Origin of the sequence: Streptomyces sp. CMB-StM0423, from assembly GCF_002847285.1 — a bacterium.
Lineage (GTDB): Bacteria > Actinomycetota > Actinomycetes > Streptomycetales > Streptomycetaceae > Streptomyces.
In genome coordinates, this window is sequence record NZ_CP025407.1 from 6,520,710 (window position 1) to 6,540,850 (window position 20,141).

17 protein-coding genes are annotated in these 20,141 nt (G+C 72.8%); all 17 read left to right on the forward strand.

Annotated features, from left to right (window positions below):
• Positions 1–38: 38 nt before the first annotated feature.
• Positions 39–416 (forward strand): phosphoribosyl-AMP cyclohydrolase, encoded by a 378-nt coding sequence (hisI, locus tag CXR04_RS28365; protein WP_101425077.1) that lies wholly within the window; start codon positions 39–41, stop codon positions 414–416.
• Positions 413–1,966 carry an anthranilate synthase component I gene (locus CXR04_RS28370; RefSeq protein ID WP_101425078.1) on the forward strand — a complete coding sequence of 518 codons (1,554 nt, stop codon included), beginning with the start codon at positions 413–415 and terminating at the stop codon, positions 1,964–1,966. Before hisI ends, CXR04_RS28370 begins: the two co-directional genes overlap by 4 nt.
• Before the next feature lie 175 nt (positions 1,967–2,141).
• Positions 2,142–2,756 carry a TIGR02234 family membrane protein gene (locus CXR04_RS28375; RefSeq protein WP_101425079.1) on the forward strand — a complete coding sequence of 205 codons (615 nt, stop codon included), beginning with the start codon at positions 2,142–2,144 and terminating at the stop codon, positions 2,754–2,756.
• 89 nt (positions 2,757–2,845) lie between these two features.
• A complete protein-coding gene (locus CXR04_RS28380) occupies positions 2,846–3,070 on the forward strand; it encodes an HGxxPAAW family protein (protein WP_101425080.1) in 225 nt (74 codons plus the stop codon).
• 132 nt (positions 3,071–3,202) lie between these two features.
• Positions 3,203–3,637 carry a DUF2752 domain-containing protein gene (locus tag CXR04_RS28385; RefSeq protein ID WP_234380537.1) on the forward strand — a complete coding sequence of 145 codons (435 nt, stop codon included), beginning with the start codon at positions 3,203–3,205 and terminating at the stop codon, positions 3,635–3,637.
• A 153-nt stretch (positions 3,638–3,790) separates the two neighbouring features.
• Positions 3,791–4,600, forward strand: a complete 810-nt coding sequence (trpC, locus tag CXR04_RS28390) for an indole-3-glycerol phosphate synthase TrpC (RefSeq protein ID WP_101425081.1) — start codon at positions 3,791–3,793, stop codon at positions 4,598–4,600.
• A gap of 151 nt (positions 4,601–4,751) precedes the next feature.
• Positions 4,752–4,895 carry a hypothetical protein gene (locus tag CXR04_RS36955; RefSeq protein WP_442802413.1) on the forward strand — a complete coding sequence of 48 codons (144 nt, stop codon included), beginning with the start codon at positions 4,752–4,754 and terminating at the stop codon, positions 4,893–4,895.
• On the forward strand, positions 4,870–6,111 hold the full coding sequence (trpB, locus tag CXR04_RS28400) for a tryptophan synthase subunit beta (RefSeq protein WP_101425082.1): 1,242 nt from the start codon (positions 4,870–4,872) through the stop codon (positions 6,109–6,111). Before CXR04_RS36955 ends, trpB begins: the two co-directional genes overlap by 26 nt.
• A complete protein-coding gene (gene trpA / locus CXR04_RS28405) occupies positions 6,108–6,941 on the forward strand; it encodes a tryptophan synthase subunit alpha (RefSeq protein ID WP_101425083.1) in 834 nt (277 codons plus the stop codon). Before trpB ends, trpA begins: the two co-directional genes overlap by 4 nt.
• Positions 6,942–7,033: 92 nt before the next feature.
• Positions 7,034–7,357, forward strand: coding sequence for a hypothetical protein (locus CXR04_RS28410; protein WP_101425084.1), 324 nt, complete (start codon positions 7,034–7,036; stop codon positions 7,355–7,357).
• A 38-nt stretch (positions 7,358–7,395) separates the two neighbouring features.
• Positions 7,396–8,169, forward strand: coding sequence for a DsbA family protein (locus tag CXR04_RS28415; protein ID WP_267898209.1), 774 nt, complete (start codon positions 7,396–7,398; stop codon positions 8,167–8,169).
• 98 nt (positions 8,170–8,267) lie between these two features.
• Positions 8,268–9,308 carry a prolipoprotein diacylglyceryl transferase gene (lgt, locus tag CXR04_RS28420; protein WP_101425086.1) on the forward strand — a complete coding sequence of 347 codons (1,041 nt, stop codon included), beginning with the start codon at positions 8,268–8,270 and terminating at the stop codon, positions 9,306–9,308.
• Positions 9,309–9,690: 382 nt separating this feature from the next.
• Positions 9,691–10,419, forward strand: a complete 729-nt coding sequence (locus tag CXR04_RS28425) for a VIT1/CCC1 transporter family protein (RefSeq protein ID WP_101425087.1) — start codon at positions 9,691–9,693, stop codon at positions 10,417–10,419.
• A gap of 323 nt (positions 10,420–10,742) precedes the next feature.
• The gene (gene gltB / locus CXR04_RS28430) at positions 10,743–15,329 is read left to right on the forward strand and encodes a glutamate synthase large subunit (protein ID WP_101425088.1); all 4,587 of its coding nucleotides are present in this window, start codon (positions 10,743–10,745) and stop codon (positions 15,327–15,329) included.
• Positions 15,322–16,782: a glutamate synthase subunit beta gene (locus CXR04_RS28435; RefSeq protein ID WP_101425089.1), complete on the forward strand. Its 1,461-nt coding sequence runs from the start codon at positions 15,322–15,324 to the stop codon at positions 16,780–16,782. The genes gltB and CXR04_RS28435 overlap by 8 nt, the downstream gene beginning before the upstream one ends.
• A 248-nt stretch (positions 16,783–17,030) precedes the next feature.
• Positions 17,031–18,578 (forward strand): PQQ-dependent sugar dehydrogenase, encoded by a 1,548-nt coding sequence (locus tag CXR04_RS28440; protein WP_101425090.1) that lies wholly within the window; start codon positions 17,031–17,033, stop codon positions 18,576–18,578.
• Positions 18,579–18,839: 261 nt separating this feature from the next.
• Positions 18,840–20,141 (forward strand): sugar ABC transporter substrate-binding protein, encoded by a 1,302-nt coding sequence (locus CXR04_RS28445; RefSeq protein WP_101425091.1) that lies wholly within the window; start codon positions 18,840–18,842, stop codon positions 20,139–20,141.

Consider the following 20,141-nt stretch of genomic DNA (forward strand, 5'->3'; position numbering starts at 1 on the left):
GACCGCGGTGTGTCCGCCTCTGTTGGCACAATGGCCCCATGACCGGCAACCGGCCCGCGGGGCCCTCCGACCTCGATCCCGCCGTCGCGGCGCGCCTGAAGCGGAACGCCGACGGCATGCTGCCCGCCGTCGTGCAGCAGTACGACAGCGGCGAAGTGCTCATGCTGGCGTGGATGGACGACGAGGCGCTGCACCGTACGCTGACCACCGGCCGCGGCACGTACTACAGCCGCAGCCGAAAGGAGTACTGGGTCAAGGGCGAGACGTCCGGGCACGTGCAGCACGTGAAGTCGGTCGCGCTCGACTGCGACGCCGACACCGTGCTCGTCCGCGTCGACCAGGTCGGCCCCGCCTGTCACACCGGCAGCCGCACCTGCTTCGACGGACGCGAGCTGACCGTGGGCGGCGCCGAGTGACCACTCCGGACCGGGAGACGTTCCGCACGCTGGCCAAGGACCGCCGCGTCATCCCCGTCGTGCGCCGGCTGCTCGCCGACGGCGACACCCCCGTGGGGCTGTACCGGAAGCTCGCCGGCGAGCGCCCCGGCACGTTCCTGCTGGAGTCCGCGGAGAACGGCCGCACGTGGTCGCGGTACTCGTTCGTCGGTGTCCGCAGCGCCGCCACCCTCACCGAGCACGACGGCCGGGCCCGCTGGCTCGGCACCCCGCCCGTCGGCCTGCCCACCGGGGGCGACCCGCTGGCCGCCCTGCGCGCCACCGTCGAGGCCCTGCACACCCCGCGCGACCTCCACCAGAGCGCCGACGGCCGGGAAGCCCTGCCGCCCTTCACCGGCGGCATGGTCGGCTACCTCGGGTACGACGCCGTGCGGCGGCTGGAGCGCATCGGCGACAGCACCGCGGACGACCTGCGGCTGCCGGAGATGACGATGCTGCTCACCTCCGACCTCGCCGTCCTCGACCACTGGGACGGCAGCGTCCTGCTGATCGCCAACGCGATCAACCACAACGACCTCGACACGGGCGTCGACGAGGCGTACGAGGACGCGGTCGCCCGGCTCGACGCGATGACCGCCGACCTCGCCCGCCCCACCGCCGCGAGCGCGGCGCCGCTGCCGCCGTCCGCGCTGCCGGAGTACGGGGAGCTGTGGGGCGGCGCGGAGTTCAGGGCGGCGGTCGCGGACATCAAGGAGCGGATCAGGGCGGGGGAGGCGTTCCAGGTCGTGCCCTCGCAGCGGTTCGAGACGCCGTGCGCCGCGAGCGCCCTCGACGTCTACCGCGTGCTGCGGGCCACCAACCCCAGCCCGTACATGTATCTGATCCGGCTGCCCGACACCGGCGCCGGCGCGGGCGCGTTCGACATCGTCGGCTCCAGCCCCGAGGCGCTGGTCAAGGTCGAGGACGGGCGCGCCCTGCTGCACCCCATCGCGGGTACGCGCCCGCGCGGGGCGACGCCGCAGCAGGACGCGGCGCTGGCCGAGGAGTTGCTCGCCGACGAGAAGGAGCGCGCCGAGCACCTGATGCTCGTCGACCTCGGGCGCAACGACCTCGGCCGGGTCTGCGAGCCCGGCAGCGTCGAGGTCGTGGACTTCATGTCGGTCGAGCGCTACAGCCACGTGATGCACATCGTCTCCACAGTCACCGGCCGGCTCGCCCCGGGGCGTACCGCGTTCGACGTGCTCACCGCCTGCTTCCCCGCCGGGACGCTGTCGGGGGCGCCGAAGCCGCGGGCGCTGCAGATCATCGAGGAGCTGGAGCCCACACGGCGCGGGCTGTACGGCGGCTGCGTCGGGTACCTGGACTTCGCCGGCGACGCGGACACCGCCATCGCGATCCGCACCGCCCTGCTGCGCGACGGCACGGCGTACGTGCAGGCGGGCGCCGGGATCGTGGCGGACTCCGACCCGGAGGCGGAGGACGCGGAGTGCCGCAACAAGGCGGCGGCGGTGCTGCGGGCGGTCGCGGCGGCGGGGCACCTGTCGCGGGCCGGCCGGGGGACGGCGGGGTAGCGGGGCGTACGGGGGCGGCCCGGCCGCGGCGGTGGGACGTGGGCGTACGACGGCGCCGGGACCGTACGCGACGGGGTTCCGCCACCCGTCCCGGCCCGGCCGCTCCGGCGCGTGTGCCGGGCCGCCCGCGCCCCCCTGCCGGAACCGGTCCCGACGGGTGCGAGACCCTTACCGGGTGACATATCAGTCCGCCTCCCGCGCCCCGCTCGCCGCCGCCCTGCTCTCCGGCGCGCTCGGGGCCGCCGTGGTCCTCGTCGCCGCCGGCCGCACCTGGGCCGAGGGCGAGGCCGCCACCCCCGTCGCGGACGCCGTGCTTGACGTCACCGCCGGCGGCCGGGACGTCACCGGTGTGCCGTCGGCGCTGGCGATCGTCGGGCTTGCTGCCCTGGTCGCCGTCTTCGCCGTCCGCCGCGCCGGCCGCACCGTCGTCGCCGCGCTGCTCACGCTCTGCGGCGTCGGCGTGGTCGCCGCCTCCGCCCTCGGCGCCTCCGACACCGCCGCGCTCGACGACCAGGCCGCCGAGGCGGCCGGCCTCACCGACGCCACGGTCGCCGCCGTCAGCCATACCGCGTGGGCCTGGGTGAGCCTGGCCGGCGGCGTGCTGCTGCTGTGCGCCGGACTGCTCGCGCTGCGCTACGGCCCCGGCTGGCCGGCGATGTCCGGGCGCTACGAGCGCCCCGGCGCCGGCGCCGCCGCCCGCCCGCGGCGGGCCGCGCCCGTGGACCCGGAGCGGCCCGAGGAGCTGTGGAAGGCCCTCGACCGCGGCGAGGACCCCACCCGCGAGCGCTGACCGGCCCCCGTCGTCGGCGGCCAGGACCGATCGGGGACAATGGCCGCGTCTGGTGATATGAGCGGTTGTACGTTTCAAGGAGTGCAGTAATGGCGGAGAACCACGACCACGGACACACGCCGGCCGCATGGACCACGGCGGTCATCATCTTCATCGGGTTCTGCGTTTCGGGCGCTTTGATGGTGATGGACCAGCCCCTGGCGTTCTGGCTGAGCCTGGTCATCATCCCCATCGGCGGCGTGGTCGGCGCCGTGATGCGCGGCATGGGCATGGGCAAGAAGCCGCTGCCGCCGGTGCGCATCGCCGGCGAGTAGCCCGTACGGTCCGCGCCCCGCCCCGGCAGGGGAACCCGGGCCGGGCGCGCGGCGCCGCAAGTGCGCCGCCATTCCCTGCCGTACGCCGCACCACCGGATGCGCCCGCCCACCCGTACCGGGACAATCCGGGTGTGTCCGCCCGTACCGCCACAACCGCCCCGCTGCGGCGCCTCGCGCCCCCGCTCGCCGCGCTGGCCTGCGCCGCCGCCGGCCTCGTCGCGGTCGGCGCCGCCGACCCGAACGAGCCCGGCCGCTACCCGCCCTGCCCCGTCCTCGCGTACACGGGCCTTGCCTGCCCCGGCTGCGGCGGCCTGCGCTGCGCGTACGCGCTCGCCCACGGCGACGTGGCCGGGGCGCTCGGCGCCAACGCCCTTGCTGCCGCCGGCGCGGCCGTCCTCGCCGTCGCCCTGCTGGGCTGGCTGCTCGCCGCCGTACGCCCCCGCCCGCGCGTGCTCCGGCGGATCCGGATCCCGGCACGGCTGCCGGTGGGGTCGGTGCTGTTCGCGCTGGTCGCAGCGTTTACGCTGCTGCGGAACCTGCCGTTCGGGGCGGTGCCGGGACCGTAGCGGCAGCGCGTCCGGCAGGTGGGACGGAGAAGGTCCGGATTCGGGGCTTCCGCCCGGTGCCGGATACCATCACAGGTACCCGAACAGCCGCCCGCCGGCGGCCGGCGCCAGGCGCCGGCCGGCACCGGCGCCAGCAGAAAGGGGTCCGCTCGCGTGAGTGTGCTCGACGAGATCATTGACGGCGTGCGCGAGGACCTCGCCGAGCGGCAGGCCCGGGTCGGCCTCGACGAGCTCAAGGAGCGCGCCGCCAGGGCCCCCCAGGCGCGCGACGGCGTCGCCGCGCTGCGCGGCGACAGCGTCACCGTCGTCTGCGAGGTCAAGCGCTCCAGCCCCTCCAAGGGCGCGCTCGCGGCCATCGCCGACCCGGCCGCGCTCGCCGCGGACTACGAGGCGGGCGGCGCCGCCGTCATCAGCGTGCTGACCGAGCAGCGCCGCTTCGGCGGCTCGCTGGCGGACCTGGAGGCCGTGCGCGCCAAGGTGGACCTGCCGGTGCTGCGCAAGGACTTCGTGGTCACCTCGTACCAGCTCTGGGAGGCGCGGGCGTACGGCGCCGACCTGGTGCTGCTGATCGTCGCCGCGCTGGACCAGGAGGCGCTGGTCTCGCTGGTGGAGCGGGCCGAGTCCATCGGGCTCACGCCGCTGGTCGAGGTGCACGACGAGGAGGAGACCGAGCGGGCGGTGGCCGCCGGGGCGAAGATCATCGGCGTGAACGCGCGGAACCTCAAGACGCTCGAGGTGGACCGCGGCAACTTCGGCCGGGTGGCCCCCGAGATCCCCGACCACATCGTCAAGATCGCCGAGTCCGGCGTGCGCGGCCCGCACGACCTCATCGCGTACGCGAACGACGGCGCCGACGCCGTGCTCGTCGGCGAGTCCCTGGTCACCGGCAAGGACCCGCGCGCCGCCGTCGCCGACCTCGTCGCCGCCGGCGCCCATCCTGCGCTGCGCCACGGGCGGGGCTGACGCCCCGGTGGCCACGCACGCGGAGCGTCAGCCCCGCCCGCCGCGGGGCGCGGCGGCCGGGCGCCGTGCCGCTCTCGCCTCCGTCCGCCAGGCGGGCGGCGTCCTCGCCCCGGGGTGCCGGCCGCGTGGCTGCCGGGCTCCCGCGCGGCGCGTGCGCGGGCGGCGGGTGAGGTACCACATCGGGGCCGAGCCCGGTCAGATCAACGGCATGCGATGGCACGCGGCGTGTCCCCACGCCGTCCGTCATCCGTTCCGACCGAGGATCAGTCATGCCCGCAGAATTCTTCATCCCTGACCCAGAGCGCCAGGTGCCGACCGCCGAAGGCTATTTCGGCGCGTACGGCGGCAAGTTCATCCCCGAGGCGCTGCGCGCCGCCGTCGACGAGGTCGCCGTCGCGTACGAGAAGGCCAAGGGCGACGAGTCGTTCGTCGCCGAGCTGAACGACCTGCTGGTCAACTACACCGGCCGGCCCAGCCCGCTCACCGAGGTGCCGCGCTTCGCCGCGGAGGCCGGCGGCGCCCGGGTCTTCCTCAAGCGCGAGGACCTCAACCACACCGGCTCGCACAAGATCAACAACGTGCTGGGCCAGGCCCTGCTCACCCGCCGCATGGGCAAGACCCGCGTCATCGCCGAGACCGGCGCGGGCCAGCACGGCGTGGCCACCGCCACCGCCTGCGCCCTCCTCGGCCTGGAGTGCACCGTCTACATGGGCGAGATCGACACCGAGCGGCAGGCGCTCAACGTCGCCCGCATGCGGATCCTCGGCGCCGAGGTCGTCCCGGTGAAGTCCGGCAGCCGCACCCTCAAGGACGCCATCAACGAGGCGTTCCGCGACTGGGTCGCCAACGTCGGGCACACCCACTACCTCTTCGGCACGGTCGCGGGACCGCACCCCTTCCCCGCGCTGGTCCGGGACTTCCACCGGGTCATCGGCATCGAGGCCCGGCAGCAGTTGCTCGACCGCACGGGCCGGATGCCCGACGCGGCCGTCGCCTGTGTCGGCGGCGGTTCCAACGCCATCGGCCTCTTCCACGCCTTCCTGCCCCACCCCGCCGTGCGCCTCGTCGGCTGCGAGCCGGCCGGGCACGGCCTGACCAGCGGCGAGCACGCCGCGACCCTCAGCCTCGGCGACCCCGGGATCCTGCACGGCTCCCGGTCGTACGTCCTGCAGGACGAGGACGGTCAGATCACCGAGCCGTACTCGATCTCCGCCGGCCTCGACTACCCGGGCGTCGGCCCCGAGCACGCCTACCTCAAGGACGCCGGCCGTGCCGAGTACCGGGCCGTGACCGACGACGAGGCCATGCAGGCGCTGCGGCTGCTGTCGCGCAGCGAGGGCATCATCCCGGCCATCGAGAGCGCCCATGCGCTCGCCGGTGCGCTGGAGGTCGGCCGGGAGCTGGGCCCCGAGGGCCTGATCGTCGTCAACCTCTCGGGACGGGGCGACAAGGACATGGACACCGCCGCCCGCTACTTCGGGCTCTACGACGCCGAGGAGGCGGACCGGTGACGGGCAACATCGCGCGGCTCGACGCCGTGCTCGCCGCCGCGAAGGCGGAGGACCGGGCGGCCCTCATCGGCTATCTGCCCGCCGGCTTCCCCGACGTGGACACGGGCGTACGGGCCATGACCGCCATGCTCGAAGGCGGCTGCGACGCCGTCGAGGTCGGCCTGCCGCACAGCGATCCGGTGCTGGACGGCCCGGTGATCCAGACCGCCGACGACATCGCGCTGCGCGGCGGGCTGCGTATCAGGGACGTGATCCGCACGGTCGCCGAGGTGCAGTCCGCGACGGACGCCCCGGTGCTCTGCATGACGTACTGGAACCCGGTCGACCGCTACGGCCCCGAGCGCTTCGCCGAGGACCTGGCCGCGGCGGGCGGCGCGGGCTGCATCCTGCCCGACCTGCCCGTCGAGGAGTCGGGCCCGTGGCGGCAGGCGGCCGACAAGCACGGCCTGGCCACCGTCTTCGTGGTCGCCCCCAGCAGCCGCGAGCAGCGGCTGTCGGCCATCACGGCGGCCGGCAGCGGCTTCGTCTACGCCGCGTCGCTGATGGGCGTCACCGGCACCCGCGAGTCCGTGGGCCGCGAGGCCCAGGATCTGGTCCGGCGTACCCGCGCCACCGAGGCGGTACGGGACGGCGGCCTGTCGGTCTGTGTCGGCCTGGGCGTCTCGACGGCGGACCAGGCGGCCGAGGTCGCCGCGTTCGCCGACGGCGTGATCGTCGGCTCGGCGTTCGTCAAGCGGCTGCTGGCCGCCGGGGACGACCACGAGGCGGGCCTGGCGGCCGTGCGGGCACTGGCGGGTGAGCTGGCCGAGGGGGTACGCCGCCGGGGCTGAAGGACCCCTGCGGATATCCACAGGGCCCTCCGCGGTGGGTACGGACGTGCGAAACTTGAGGTAGCATTCCGTGCCGCACTGGGGAGGGCCCGATGGCCGGCAATCAGCCGGGCGCCGACGACGAACCGCGTCTGCCCGATGACATATGGGAGCGGTTCCAGAGGGACTCCCTGGGCCAGATAGAAGCCACCGCGCCGAAGGAGCGCTCTGCGCGGTGGTATGAGGTCACGGAGCGGCTCGCCGCCGACGAAGCCCGGCGCGAGGCGGCGCCCAGGCAGCGTCGGATGCGCCGCCCCCGCCCACGGATGCCCCACGCGCCGGTGCCGCGCGCCCTCACCGTCTGCCTCGTCCTCGTCTCGGTCGTGCTGGTGCTGTCCGCCGCCGCCGCTTACCTGCAGTACGGGCGCGTGTTCTGATCCGTCACCGGGGGCCGGGTCCCTCGTTATAGCCGGGCGTGAGCGAGAACAACCCTCAGGGGAAGCGCACCGCCCGGGAACGGATGCAGGCCGAGCGCGAGCGGCAGAGGTCCAAGGACAAGCGGCGGCGGATGCTGGTCGTGCTCGCCGCGGTGGTCGGGGTGCTCGCCGTGGTCGCGGTGGTCGGCGTCCTCGTCGGCCAGAACAGCGGCAGTGACACCAACGACAAGCCCGTCGCGTTCCCGAAGGGCGCCGTCGGCAAGGACCGCCTCGCGCTGCCCGCGGGCAAGGCGGACGCCCCGGCCGGCCTCACCGTGTACGAGGACTTCCGCTGCCCGGCCTGCGGCCAGTTCGAGGACCGCTTCAGCAAGACGATCAACGACCTGGAGGACGCCGGGAAGCTGCGCACCGACTACCGGCTGGTCAAGCTGATCGACGGCAACTTCGGCGGCACCGGCTCGCTGAACGCCGCCAACGCCGCCGCCTGCGCCCAGGACGCCGGCAAGTTCGTCCCGTACCACGACGTGCTCTTCCAGAACCAGCCGCCGGAGAACGACGACGCCTTCGCCGACAAGGGGCACCTGAAGGACCTGGCGGGCAAGGTGGACGGACTGCGCGGCAAGCGCTTCGACTCCTGCGTCGACGACGGCAGGTTCGACGGCTGGGTCGGCGCGTCCGACGTGGCGTTCGGCAAGTCCGGCCACAACTCGACACCCACCGTCCTGCTGGAGGGCAAGAACATCCTCGGGCCGGGCTCGAACCTCACCCCGGAGAGCTTCAAGCAGCTCGTCGAGGACGCCGGCAAGGGCTGAGCCGCCGGTGCGCGGCGGCGATATCGCGGAGAGTTACGGAGCCGTTGTCCCCGCGGGCTCCCCGCGCCGCGCCGCGGCACGGTACCGTCGGTGCTGCTATGGATCTCGCATACATCCCCAGCCCTTCCGACGGCGTCTGGCACCTCGGACCGCTCCCGCTGCGCGGTTACGCCCTCGCCATCCTGCTCGGCATCTTCGTGGCCATCTGGCTCGGCGGACGCCGCTGGATCGAGCGCGGCGGCCGGGCGGGGACCGTCGCGGACATCGCCATCTGGGCCGTGCCCTTCGGCCTCGTCGGCGGCCGGCTCTACCACGTCGTCACCACGTACGAGCCGTATTTCGGCGAGGGCGGCGACTGGGTCAAGGCCTTCGAGATCTGGGAGGGCGGCCTGGGCATCTGGGGCGCCATCGCGATGGGCGCGCTCGGCGCCTGGATCGGCTGCCGCCGCCGCGGCATCCCGATCCCGGCCTACGCCGACGCCGTCGCGCCCGGCATCGCGCTCGCGCAGGCCCTGGGCCGCTGGGGCAACTGGTTCAACCAGGAGCTGTACGGCAAGCAGACCGACGTCCCCTGGGCCGTCGAGATCGACGCCGAGCACTCCGTCACCGGCACCGCCGAGACCTTCCACCCGACCTTCCTGTACGAGTCGCTGTGGTGCATCGGCGTCGCGCTGCTGGTGATCTGGGCCGACCGGCGCTTCCGCCTCGGCCACGGCCGGGCCTTCGCGCTCTACGTCGCGGCGTACACGGCGGGCCGCGGCTGGATCGAGTACCTGCGCGTGGACGAGGCGCACGACGTCCTCGGGCTGCGGCTCAACGTCTGGACGTCGATCCTGGTCTTCGCCGCCGCGGTGCTCTACATCGTGGTGTCGGCGAAGAAGCGGCCGGGCCGCGAGGAGGTCGTGGAGCCCGCCGCGCAGGACGAGCCCGCCGGCACTGAGAAGGACGCGCCCGGCGCCGCCGGGAAGACCGAGGCCGATGCCAAGGACGGCGAGCCCGCCAAGGCGGAGGGCCCGGACGAGCCCGGTGACGCCTCCGGGGCCGCCGACGGGCAGGAGCAGGAGCCCGCGACCGCCGGCGCGGCCGAGGCCAAGACCGCGGGGGACGCCCCCGCGGGGGAGCGCGGCCGGCACACGTAGCCGCCCGGCACACCGCACGCACGGCAGGGCCGTCACCGCACCCGCGGCGACGGCCCCGCCCGTGTCCGGCCCGGTTGCCCGGCCGGATAGTCCCCTAGAGTCTGTCCGGCGAGTCAGGCTACCGAACCCCGGTGATATGGCCGGTAAGGGCACCTCCGCCGGGGGGAGCCCCGCCGCGTACGGGAAGCACCCCCGAGGCCGCGGCGCCTCCGACGCCTCAGCCACTCGCGCCCCCGCCGCCCCCGGACACACCGCCCCCGGCACCCCGCGGGCGGCGGCCGGGCGGGCCGCGTCGCCCCAGGTGAGTACGGCCTGCCTTGCTGGCGGGCCGCCGGGACCCCGCGTATCGTCGAACTGAAGATCGACGAGGGGAGCGCGATCCATGTCCGCGGGGCTGCAGGCGGGCCGGCCGGCCGAGCGGCACGGCCATACCCACCGTGACGTCACCGGCGGCTGGCTGCGGCCCGCCGTCTTCGGCGCGATGGACGGGCTGGTGTCGAACCTCGCGCTGATCACCGGCGTGGCCGGCGGCTCGGTCTCGTCCTCGACGATCGTGCTCACCGGCCTCGCAGGGCTGGCGGCAGGCGCGTTCTCGATGGCCGCGGGGGAGTACACCTCCGTCGCCTCCCAGCGGGAGCTGGTCCTCGCCGAGCTGGACGTGGAGCGGCGGGAGCTGAGCCGGCACCCGGAGGACGAGCTGCGCGAGCTGAGCGATCTGTACGAGTCCCGCGGGGTGGACCCCGAGCTGGCCGCCGAGGTGTCCAGGCAGCTCATGCGCGACCCCGAGCAGGCGCTGGAGATCCACGCCCGTGAGGAGCTGGGCGTCGACCCGGGCGACCTGCCGTCGCCGCTGGTGGCGGCGCTGTCGTCGTTCGGCTCCTTCGCCGTCGGCGCGCTGCTGCCGGTGCTGCCGTATCTGCTGGGCGCCACGGCGCTGTGGCCCGCGGTGCTGCTCGCGCTGGTCGGGCTCTTCGCCTGCGGCGCGGCGGTGGCGCGCATCACGGCCCGCGCCTGGTGGTACAGCGGGCTGCGGCAACTGTTCCTCGGCGGCGCCGCCGCGGCCGTCACGTACGGCCTGGGCGCCCTCTTCGGGGCCACCGTCGGGGGCTGAGCGACGGGCCGCCGGCCCGGCCGGATCCCGTATCCTCGAAAGCGACCTGCCCGCACGCCTGATCTATTACCCCCGCGTTTCGAACCGGACCTCCGCGGGCATGTGACGGGAACCGCGGGCAGTGCCGCCCGCGCTTCGTCCTGCACGAACCGTGCAGATCCCCCGCGCGGCGGGGTGCACTCCCCGACCAGGGGTGTCCGGATGCTGATACGCGGTATCCACTTCCTGAGCTGCAGGTCATCATGTAACCTGCACGAAATTTCGGCCAGGGCCAACGTCGTCCCTCGGCACGCATCACTGCCACGACGACGACGGGAGAGCCGATGCGGCACGCATCCCAGGCGGCCCGCCCTGCAGCGCAGGGGCTGTACGACCCCCGGTACGAGCACGACGCCTGCGGGGTCGGCTTCGTCGCCACGCTGAGCGGGGAGGCCAGCCACGCACTCGTCCAGCAGGCGCTGACGGTGCTGCGCAACCTGGAACACCGCGGTGCCACCGGCTCCGACCCCGACACCGGCGACGGCGCCGGCATCCTGCTGCAGGTCCCGGACGCCTTCCTGCGTGCCGCCGTGAGCTTCCCGCTGCCGGCCGCCGGTGCGTACGCCGTCGGCATGGCCTTCCTGCCCGTGGCCGAGGACGAGGCCGCCGCCGTACGGGAGCGGGTCGGGGCCATCGCCGCCGAGGAGGGCCTGCGGGTCCTCGGCTGGCGCGAGGTGCCCGTCGCACCCGGGCTGCTCGGCGCCGGCGCCCGCGCGACCATGCCGTCGTTCGCCCAGCTCTTCGTCGAGAGCGCCGACCCGGCGGCCCGCAAGAGCGGCATCGAGCTGGACAGGTCCGCGTTCGTGCTGCGCAAGCGCGCCGAGCGCGAGACCGATGTGTACTTCCCCTCGCTGTCCTCGCGGACCCTGGTCTACAAGGGCATGCTGACCACCGGGCAGCTCGAACCGTTCTTCCCCGACCTGTCGGACCGCCGGCTGACCACCGCCATCGGCGTCGTGCACTCCCGGTTCTCCACCAACACCTTCCCGAGCTGGCCGCTGGCCCACCCGTACCGCTACATCGCGCACAACGGCGAGATCAACACGGTCAAGGGCAACCGCAACTGGATGCGCGCGCGCGAATCCCAGCTCTACTCGGAGCTGTTCGGGGAGCACGACCTGGAGCGGGTCTTCCCCATCTGCACCCCCGACGCCTCCGACACCGCCTCCTTCGACGAGGTGCTGGAGCTGCTGCACCTCGGCGGCCGGTCGCTGCCGCACGCGATGCTGATGATGATCCCGGAGGCGTGGGAGAACCACGAGTCCATGGACCCGGCCCGGCGGGCGTTCTACCAGTACCACTCCACCGTCATGGAGCCCTGGGACGGCCCGGCCGGCGTCAGCTTCACCGACGGCACCCTCGTCGGCGCCGTCCTCGACCGCAACGGCCTGCGCCCCGGCCGCTACTGGGTCACCGACGACGGCCTGGTCGTGCTGGCCTCCGAGGTCGGCGTGCTCGACTTCGACCCGGACCGCGTCGTGCGCAAGGGCCGGCTGCAGCCCGGCCGGATGTTCCTGGTCGACACCGCGCAGCACCGCATCGTCGAGGACGACGAGATCAAGGCGGAGCTGGCCGCCGAGCACCCGTACGGGGACTGGCTGGACGCCGGCATCGTCGCGCTGCCCGAGTTGCCCGAGCGCGAGCACATCGTGCACACCCACGCCTCGGTCACCCGCCGCCAGCAGACCTTCGGCTACACCGAGGAGGAACTGCGCGTCCTGCTCGCGCCGATGGCGCGCACCGGAGCGGAGCCGATCGGCTCCATGGGCTCCGACACCCCGCTCGCCGGGCTCTCGGACCGGCCGCGGCTGATCTTCGACTACTTCACCCAGCTCTTCGCGCAGGTCACCAACCCGCCGCTGGACGCGATCCGCGAGGAGCTGGTCACCTCGCTGCACTCGGCGCTGGGCCCGCAGGGCAACCTGCTGGAGCCCACGCCCGCGTCCTGTCGTACGGTCACGCTGCCCTTCCCGGTCCTCGACAACGACGAGCTGGCCAAGCTCATCCACGTCAACGCCGACGGTGACATGCCGGGCTTCAAGTCCGTGACGCTCTCCGGGCTCTACCGCGTCCAGGGCGGCGGCCAGGCGCTCGCCGACCGGCTCGCGGAGGTCTGCGCTGAGGTCGACGCGGCGATCGACTCCGGCGCCCGGCTGCTGGTCCTCTCCGACCGGCACTCCGACGCCGAGCACGCCCCGATCCCGTCGCTGCTGCTCACCTCCGCCGTCCACCACCACCTGATCCGCACCAAGCAGCGTGCCCAGGTCGGCCTGCTGGCCGAGGCCGGCGACGTGCGCGAGGTGCACCACGTCGCCCTGCTCATCGGGTACGGGGCCGCCGCCGTCAACCCGTACCTGGCGATGGAGTCCGTCGAAGACCTCGTCCGCGCCGGCACGTTCATCGAGGGCGGCCCGGACGGCGACGCGCAGGCCGCCATCCGCAACCTGATCAAGGCGCTGGGCAAGGGCGTGCTGAAGGTGATGTCCAAGATGGGCATCTCCACCGTCGCCTCGTACCGCGGTGCGCAGGTCTTCGAGGCCATCGGCCTGGACCAGGAGTTCGTGGACACGTACTTCCACGGCACCACCTCGAAGATCGGCGGCGCGGGACTCGACGTCATCGCCCGGGAGGTCGCCGCCCGGCACGCCAAGGCGTACCCCGCCTCCGGCATCGCCCCGGCACACCGCAACCTGGAGATCGGCGGCGAGTACCAGTGGCGCCGCGAGGGCGAGCCGCACCTGTTCGACCCCGACACGGTCTTCCGGCTGCAGCACTCGACCCGCACCCGCCGCTACGACATCTTCAAGCAGTACACGCAGCGCGTGGACGAGCAGTCCGAGCGGCTGATGACGCTGCGCGGGCTCTTCCGGCTGGCGTCGGACCGCCCGTCTGTGCCGCTCGACGAGGTCGAGCCCGTCGCCGAGATCGTCAAGCGGTTCTCCACCGGCGCCATGTCGTACGGCTCCATCTCGCGGGAGGCGCACGAGACGCTGGCCATCGCGATGAACCAGCTCGGCGGCAAGTCCAACACCGGCGAGGGCGGCGAGGACGCCGACCGGCTGTACGACCCGCGGCGGCGCTCGGCGATCAAGCAGGTGGCCTCCGGCCGCTTCGGCGTCACCAGCGAGTACCTGGTCAACGCCGACGACATCCAGATCAAGATGGCGCAGGGCGCCAAGCCGGGCGAGGGCGGCCAGTTGCCCGGCCACAAGGTGTACCCGTGGGTGGCCAGGACCCGGCACTCCACGCCCGGCGTGGGCCTCATCTCGCCGCCGCCGCACCACGACATCTACTCGATCGAGGACCTGGCGCAGCTCATCCACGATCTGAAGAACGCCAACCCGCAGGCCCGCATCCACGTGAAGCTGGTCAGCGAGGTCGGCGTCGGTACGGTCGCGGCCGGGGTGTCCAAGGCGCACGCCGACGTAGTGCTGATCTCCGGCCACGACGGCGGCACCGGTGCCTCCCCGCTGACGTCGCTCAAGCACGCCGGCGGCCCCTGGGAGCTGGGCCTCGCCGAGACCCAGCAGACGCTGCTGCTCAACGGGCTGCGCGACCGGATCGTGGTGCAGACCGACGGCCAGCTCAAGACCGGCCGCGACGTGGTCGTCGCCGCGCTGCTCGGCGCCGAGGAGTTCGGCTTCGCGACCGCGCCGCTGGTGGTCTCCGGCTGCGTGATGATGCGCGTGTGCCACCTGGACACCTGCCCGGTCGGCATCGCCACCCAGAACCCGGTGCTGCGCGAGCGCTACAACGGCCAGGCGGAACACGTCGTCAACTTCTTCGAGTTCATCGCCGAGGAGGTCCGCGAGCTCCTGGCCGAGCTGGGCTTCCGCAGCCTGGACGAGGCCGTCGGCCACGCCGAGATGCTCGACATCACCCGCGCCGTCGACCACTGGAAGGCGCAGGGCCTGGACCTCGCGCCGCTGCTGTACGTCCCGGAGCTGCCGGACGGCGCCGCGCGCTACCAGGTCACCGGCCAGGACCACGGCCTGGAGAAGGCGCTCGACAACGAGCTGATCAAGCTCGCCGCCGACGCGCTGGCCGCGCCGTCCGCCGCCGAGGCCCAGCCCGTACGGGCCCGGGTGGCGATCCGCAACATCAACCGCACGGTCGGCACCATGCTCGGCCACGAGGTGACGAAGAAGTTCGGCGGCGAAGGACTGCCCGACGGCGCGATCGACATCACCTTCACCGGCTCCGCAGGACAGTCGTTCGGCGCCTTCGCGCCCCGCGGCGTCACGCTGCGGCTGGAGGGCGACGCCAACGACTACGTCGGCAAGGGCCTGTCCGGCGGCCGGCTTGTGGTCCGCCCGGACCGCGCCGCGGAGCACCTCGCCGAGTACAGCGTCATCGCGGGCAACACCCTCGCGTACGGCGCCACCGGCGGCGAGATGTTCCTGCGCGGCAAGGTCGGCGAGCGGTTCTGTGTCCGCAACTCCGGCGCGCTCGTCGTCGCCGAGGGCGTCGGCGACCACGGCTGCGAGTACATGACCGGCGGCCAGGCCGTCGTGCTGGGCGAGACCGGGCGCAACTTCGCGGCCGGCATGTCCGGCGGCGTCGCGTACGTCATCGACCTCGACCCGGACAACGTCAACGAGGGCAACCTCGCCGCCGTCGAGAAGCTGGACGACGCCGACCGGGAGTGGCTGCACGACGTGGTGCGCCGCCATCACGAGGAGACCGGCTCGACCGTCGCCGGGAAGCTGCTCGCCGAGTGGGACGCGCCCGACGCGGGCGTCGCCCGGTTCAGCAAGGTCTACCCGTCCACGTATAAGGCAGTGCTCACCGCCAAGGACGCCGCTGAGCGGGCCGGCCTCACCGAGGCCCAGACGCACGAGAAGATGATGGAGGCTGCGCTCCATGGCTGACCCCAAGGGCTTCCTGACCACCGGCCGCGAGGTCGCCGAGACCCGGCCCGTCGCCGAGCGGGTCAAGGACTGGAACGAGGTCTACGTCCCGGGCTCGCTGCTGCCCGTCATCAGCAAGCAGGCGGGCCGCTGCATGGACTGCGGCATCCCCTTCTGCCACAACGGCTGTCCGCTGGGCAACCTCATCCCCGAGTGGAACGACTACGCCTACCGCGAGGACTGGACCGCCGCCAGCGAGCGGCTGCACGCGACCAACAACTTCCCGGAGTTCACCGGGCGGCTGTGCCCGGCGCCGTGCGAGACGGCCTGCGTGCTGGGCATCAACCAGCCGGCGGTGACCATCAAGAACGTCGAGGTCACCATCATCGACAAGGCGTGGGAGGCCGGCGCCGTCACGCCGCAGCCGCCGGAGCGGCTGTCGGGCAAGACGGTCGCCGTCATCGGCTCGGGCCCCGCGGGGCTGGCTGCCGCGCAGCAGTTGACCCGGGCCGGGCACACGGTCGCGGTGTACGAGCGCGCCGACCGGATCGGCGGGCTGCTGCGGTACGGCATCCCCGAGTTCAAGATGGAGAAGCGGCACATCAACCGGCGCGTCGAGCAGATGCGGGCGGAGGGCACCAAGTTCCGCACGGGCGTGGAGATCGGCCGCGACATCGACGCCGCCAAGCTGCGCAAGCGGTACGACGCGGTGGTCGTCGCCGCCGGTGCCACCACCGCCCGCGACCTGCCCGTGCCGGGCCGCGAACTGACCGGCATCTACCAGGCGATGGACTACCTGCCGCTGGCCAACAAGGTCCAGGAGGGCGACTACGTCACCCCGCCTATCTCCGCCGAGGGCAAGCACGTCGTGGTCATCGGCGGCGGCGACACCGGCGCCGACTGCGTCGGCACCGCGCACCGGCAGGGCGCGGCGTCCGTGACCCAACTGGAGATCATGCCGCGTCCTTCGGAGGAGCGCCCCGAGGGCCAGCCGTGGCCGGTCTACCCGATGACGTACAAGGTCACCTCCGCCCACGAGGAGGGCGGGGAGCGCGTCTACGCCGTCTCGACCACGCACTTCGAGGGCGACGAGGACGGCAACGTGGCCTTCCTGCACCTGGTCGAGGTGCGGTTCGAGGACGGCGGGTTCAAGCCGGTGCCGGGCACCGAGGAGAAGATCCCGGCCGAGCTGGTCACCCTCGCGATGGGCTTCACCGGCGTGGACCGGGAGAACGGTCTGGTCGAGCAGTTGGGCCTGGAGCTGGACGCACGCGGCAACGTCACCCGCGACGCGGACTACGCCACGAGCGTCCCCGGCGTCTTCGTCGCCGGCGACGCCGGGCGCGGCCAGTCGCTGATCGTCTGGGCGATCGCCGAGGGGCGTTCCGCGGCGCGCGGCGTGGACCGTATGCTGACGGGCGCCAGCGATCTGCCGGCGCCGATCCGGCCGACGGACCGGGCGCTGGTGGTCTGACGCCCGGCCGCACCACACAGATGTCCTTGGGATGTCCCGTACAACGAGGTACGGAACAGCAAGACCCGCGGCGCCTGCCTCTCCCCGACCGTTGAGGTGGGCGCCTCGGCGCGTCCGGGGGCGCGGTGGGGCCGCGGGGGCGGGCGGGGCGGACGGGATGGCTGCGGTCTGGTGCGGCCGGGACGCAGCGGATACCTTCCGGGAAGGTGCGCCGTCATGCAACTCCCGTTCGTATCCCAGGAGTCCACATGCTCAGACGTCGCTCGACGGCACCGCTGTTCCTCGCCTTAGTGCTCGCCCTGTTCGCCCCGCTCACGGCCGCCGCCGCTCCCGAACCGACCGTCACCGGATCGGGCCCGGCCGCCGACGTCCCGCTGGAGGAGCTGGCGGTGACCACCACCCAGGTGGCCTCCGGACTCCGCCGCCCCATCGACATCGCCGCGCCCGACGACGGCAGCGGCCGGCTATTCATCGCCGAGAAGCGCGGCACCGTCCGCGCCTACCACCCCGACACCGGCCTCGCCGCGGAGCCCGTCGCCGACCTCACCGACGTCGTCGACGAGTCCGGCAACGAGCGCGGACTGCTCGCCATCGTTCCGGACCCGGCGTTCCCCGCGGTGCAGGACCTGTACGTGGTCTACAGCGCGCTGCCCGACGGAGCGGTCACCCTCGCCCGCTACGGGCTCGACGACGGCGGCCTGGAGGTGCTGCTCGCCCAGGAGCACGCCGAGTACAGCAACCACAACGGCGGCACGCTTGCCTTCGGCCCCGACGGCTACCTCTACTGGACCATCGGCGACGGCGGCGGCGCGGGCGACCCGTTCGACAGCGGCCAGCGCCTCGACACCCTGCTGGGCAAGCTGCTGCGCATCGACGTCAGCCGGACCTGCGGCGACCTGCCGTACTGCGTGCCCCAGGACAACCCCTTCGCCGGTACCGCGGACGCCCGCCCGGAGATCTGGGCGTACGGGCTGCGCAATCCCTGGCGCTTCTCCTTCGACCCCGCGGACGGCTCGCTGTGGCTCGGCGACGTCGGCCAGGGCCGCTGGGAGGAGATCGACCACGTCGCCCGTTCGGAGCAGCCGGGCGCGAACTTCGGCTGGTCCTGCCGCGAGGGCTTCGAGGTCTTCGACGAGGCCCAGTGCGCCGGGGACGCCGACTACACCGACCCCGTGTTCACCTACTCCCCGCAGACCGGCGGCTGCGCCGTGGTCGGCGGCCGGGTCTACCGCGGTGAGCGGTACGCCGACCTGCTGGGCGGCACGTACATCGGCACCGACTACTGCTCGTCCGCGGTCTGGGCGCTGCGCGCGGACGGCCGGGGCGGCTACCGGCAGGCGGAGATCGGCCGGTTCCCGACCCAGATCACCGATGTGGGCGAGACGGTCGACGGCGAGTTCTACGTCGTCAACGACCTGCCGGGCGGGCTGCACAAGGTCGCCTTCGAGCGGCAGCGGCCGACCTGCGCGCTGGACATCGTCTCGACCACCTGGGGCGGCGGCCTGACCGCTGATCTGACGCTCACCAACACGGGCAGCACGCCGATCGACGGCTGGACGCTGAAGTTCCCGCTGGCGATGGGCCAGACCGTGATCTCGGACTGGAACACCGACCTCTTCCAGGGCAGCGACATGATCACGGCGGCCAACGCCCCGCACAACGCGGTGATCGAGCCGGGGGAGAGCGTCTCGCTGGGCTATCTGGCGAGCCATACGGGTGATGTTTCGCCGCCGAAGCGCGCCACGCTCAACGGCGACGCCTGCACGCTGACCGCTTCCGGTAAGGCCACCGGCTGACGCTTCGCCATAGCAAGCGCTTCCCCGTCCGCCTCCGGTCGCGCGCCGGAGGCGGGCGGGAAGAAAATGGCGATGATAGTTTCGGATGCACAGCGCGCAACGCCAATGGTCGGACAATTGTCGGATGGGCGCTTCGGCGACACCTCAGACAACGGTTCGGCATCACCTCGAAACCACCCTTGACCCTGGTTAAACCACTCCATACCGTCCTGCTGGTCTAGACAAGTTCAGGTTCGGCTCACTGGAGAGCGGGAGCGGTTCATGCGGAAGTTCGTCATCGGCGCCGTGAGCGCCGCAATGGTGCTGGGGCTCGCTGCCTGTGGCAGCGACTCCGACGATGGGGACGGCGGTGGCGACGCACTGGACGGCAAGGGCAAGACCCTCGACGTCTGGATCATGAAGGGGACCAACCCCGATGCCGAGCCCTTCTTCGACAAACTGAACAAGGAGTTCGAGAAGAAGACCGGCGCGAAGGTCAACGTCGAGTACCAGCAGTGGGAGAGCGCCCAGCGCAAGTTCACCACTGCGATCGAGGGCGGCCCGGACCAGGTGCCGGACGTCGCCGAGGTCGGCACCACCTGGGTGCCCCAGTTCGCCGAGACCGGCGGCCTGGTGGACGTCACCGACCAGGTGAAGGACGCCGGTCTCGACCAGGACCTGGTCGAGGGGCTGAAGGACGCGGGCACGCTGGAGGGCAAGCAGTACGGCATGCCCTGGTACGCGGGTGTGCGCGGCCTCGTCTACCGCAAGGACATCTTCGACAAGCACGGCCTGAAGGCCCCGACGACATGGGAAGAGCTCCGGGACGTCGCGCTCACCCTGAAGAAGGAGGAGCCGGACATGATCCCGTTCCCCGTCGCCGGCGGGGCCGAGATGTTCGCGATGCCCTTCGTCTGGGGCGCGGGCGGCGAGCCCGCCGTGCAGGAGGGCGACACCTGGAAGTCGGCCATCAACTCGCCGGAGTCCGTCGAGGGCCTGCAGTTCTACACCGACCTCGCCACGAAGGACAAGGTGTCCCCGGCGAAGGTCACCACCTGGCGTGAGGATGAGGTGGCCCAGGAGTTCACCAAGGGGAACGTCGCCATGACGATCTCCGGCAACTGGACCCCCAAGACCTTCCTCGACGAGGCCCCCGAGCTGGAGGGCAAGATCGCCGCCGCGCCGATACCCGGCAAGGACGGCGGCATGAGCCCGTCGTTCCTCGGCGGCTCCTACCTGTCGACGTTCGACAGCGACAAGAAGGAACTCGCCTGGGAGTACGTCAAGATGGCCACCACCGGCAAGTTCGCCGCCGAGTGGGCGAAGCAGACGAACTACTTCCCCGGCACCAACACCGAGCTGAAGAAGATCGCCGACCAGGGCGACCCGCTGGTCGAGCCGTTCGCCAAGCAGATGATGGAGGCCGGCGCGACCGTCCCCAAGACCACCGCCTACGGCGAGATCCAGGCCAGCCAGGTGGTGCTGAAGTTGGTCCAGTCCGTGCTCAAGGGCGACCAGAGCGTCCAGGAGGCAGCGGACAAGGCCGCCGGCGAGATGGACGACATCTTCGCCAAGTCCGAGTAG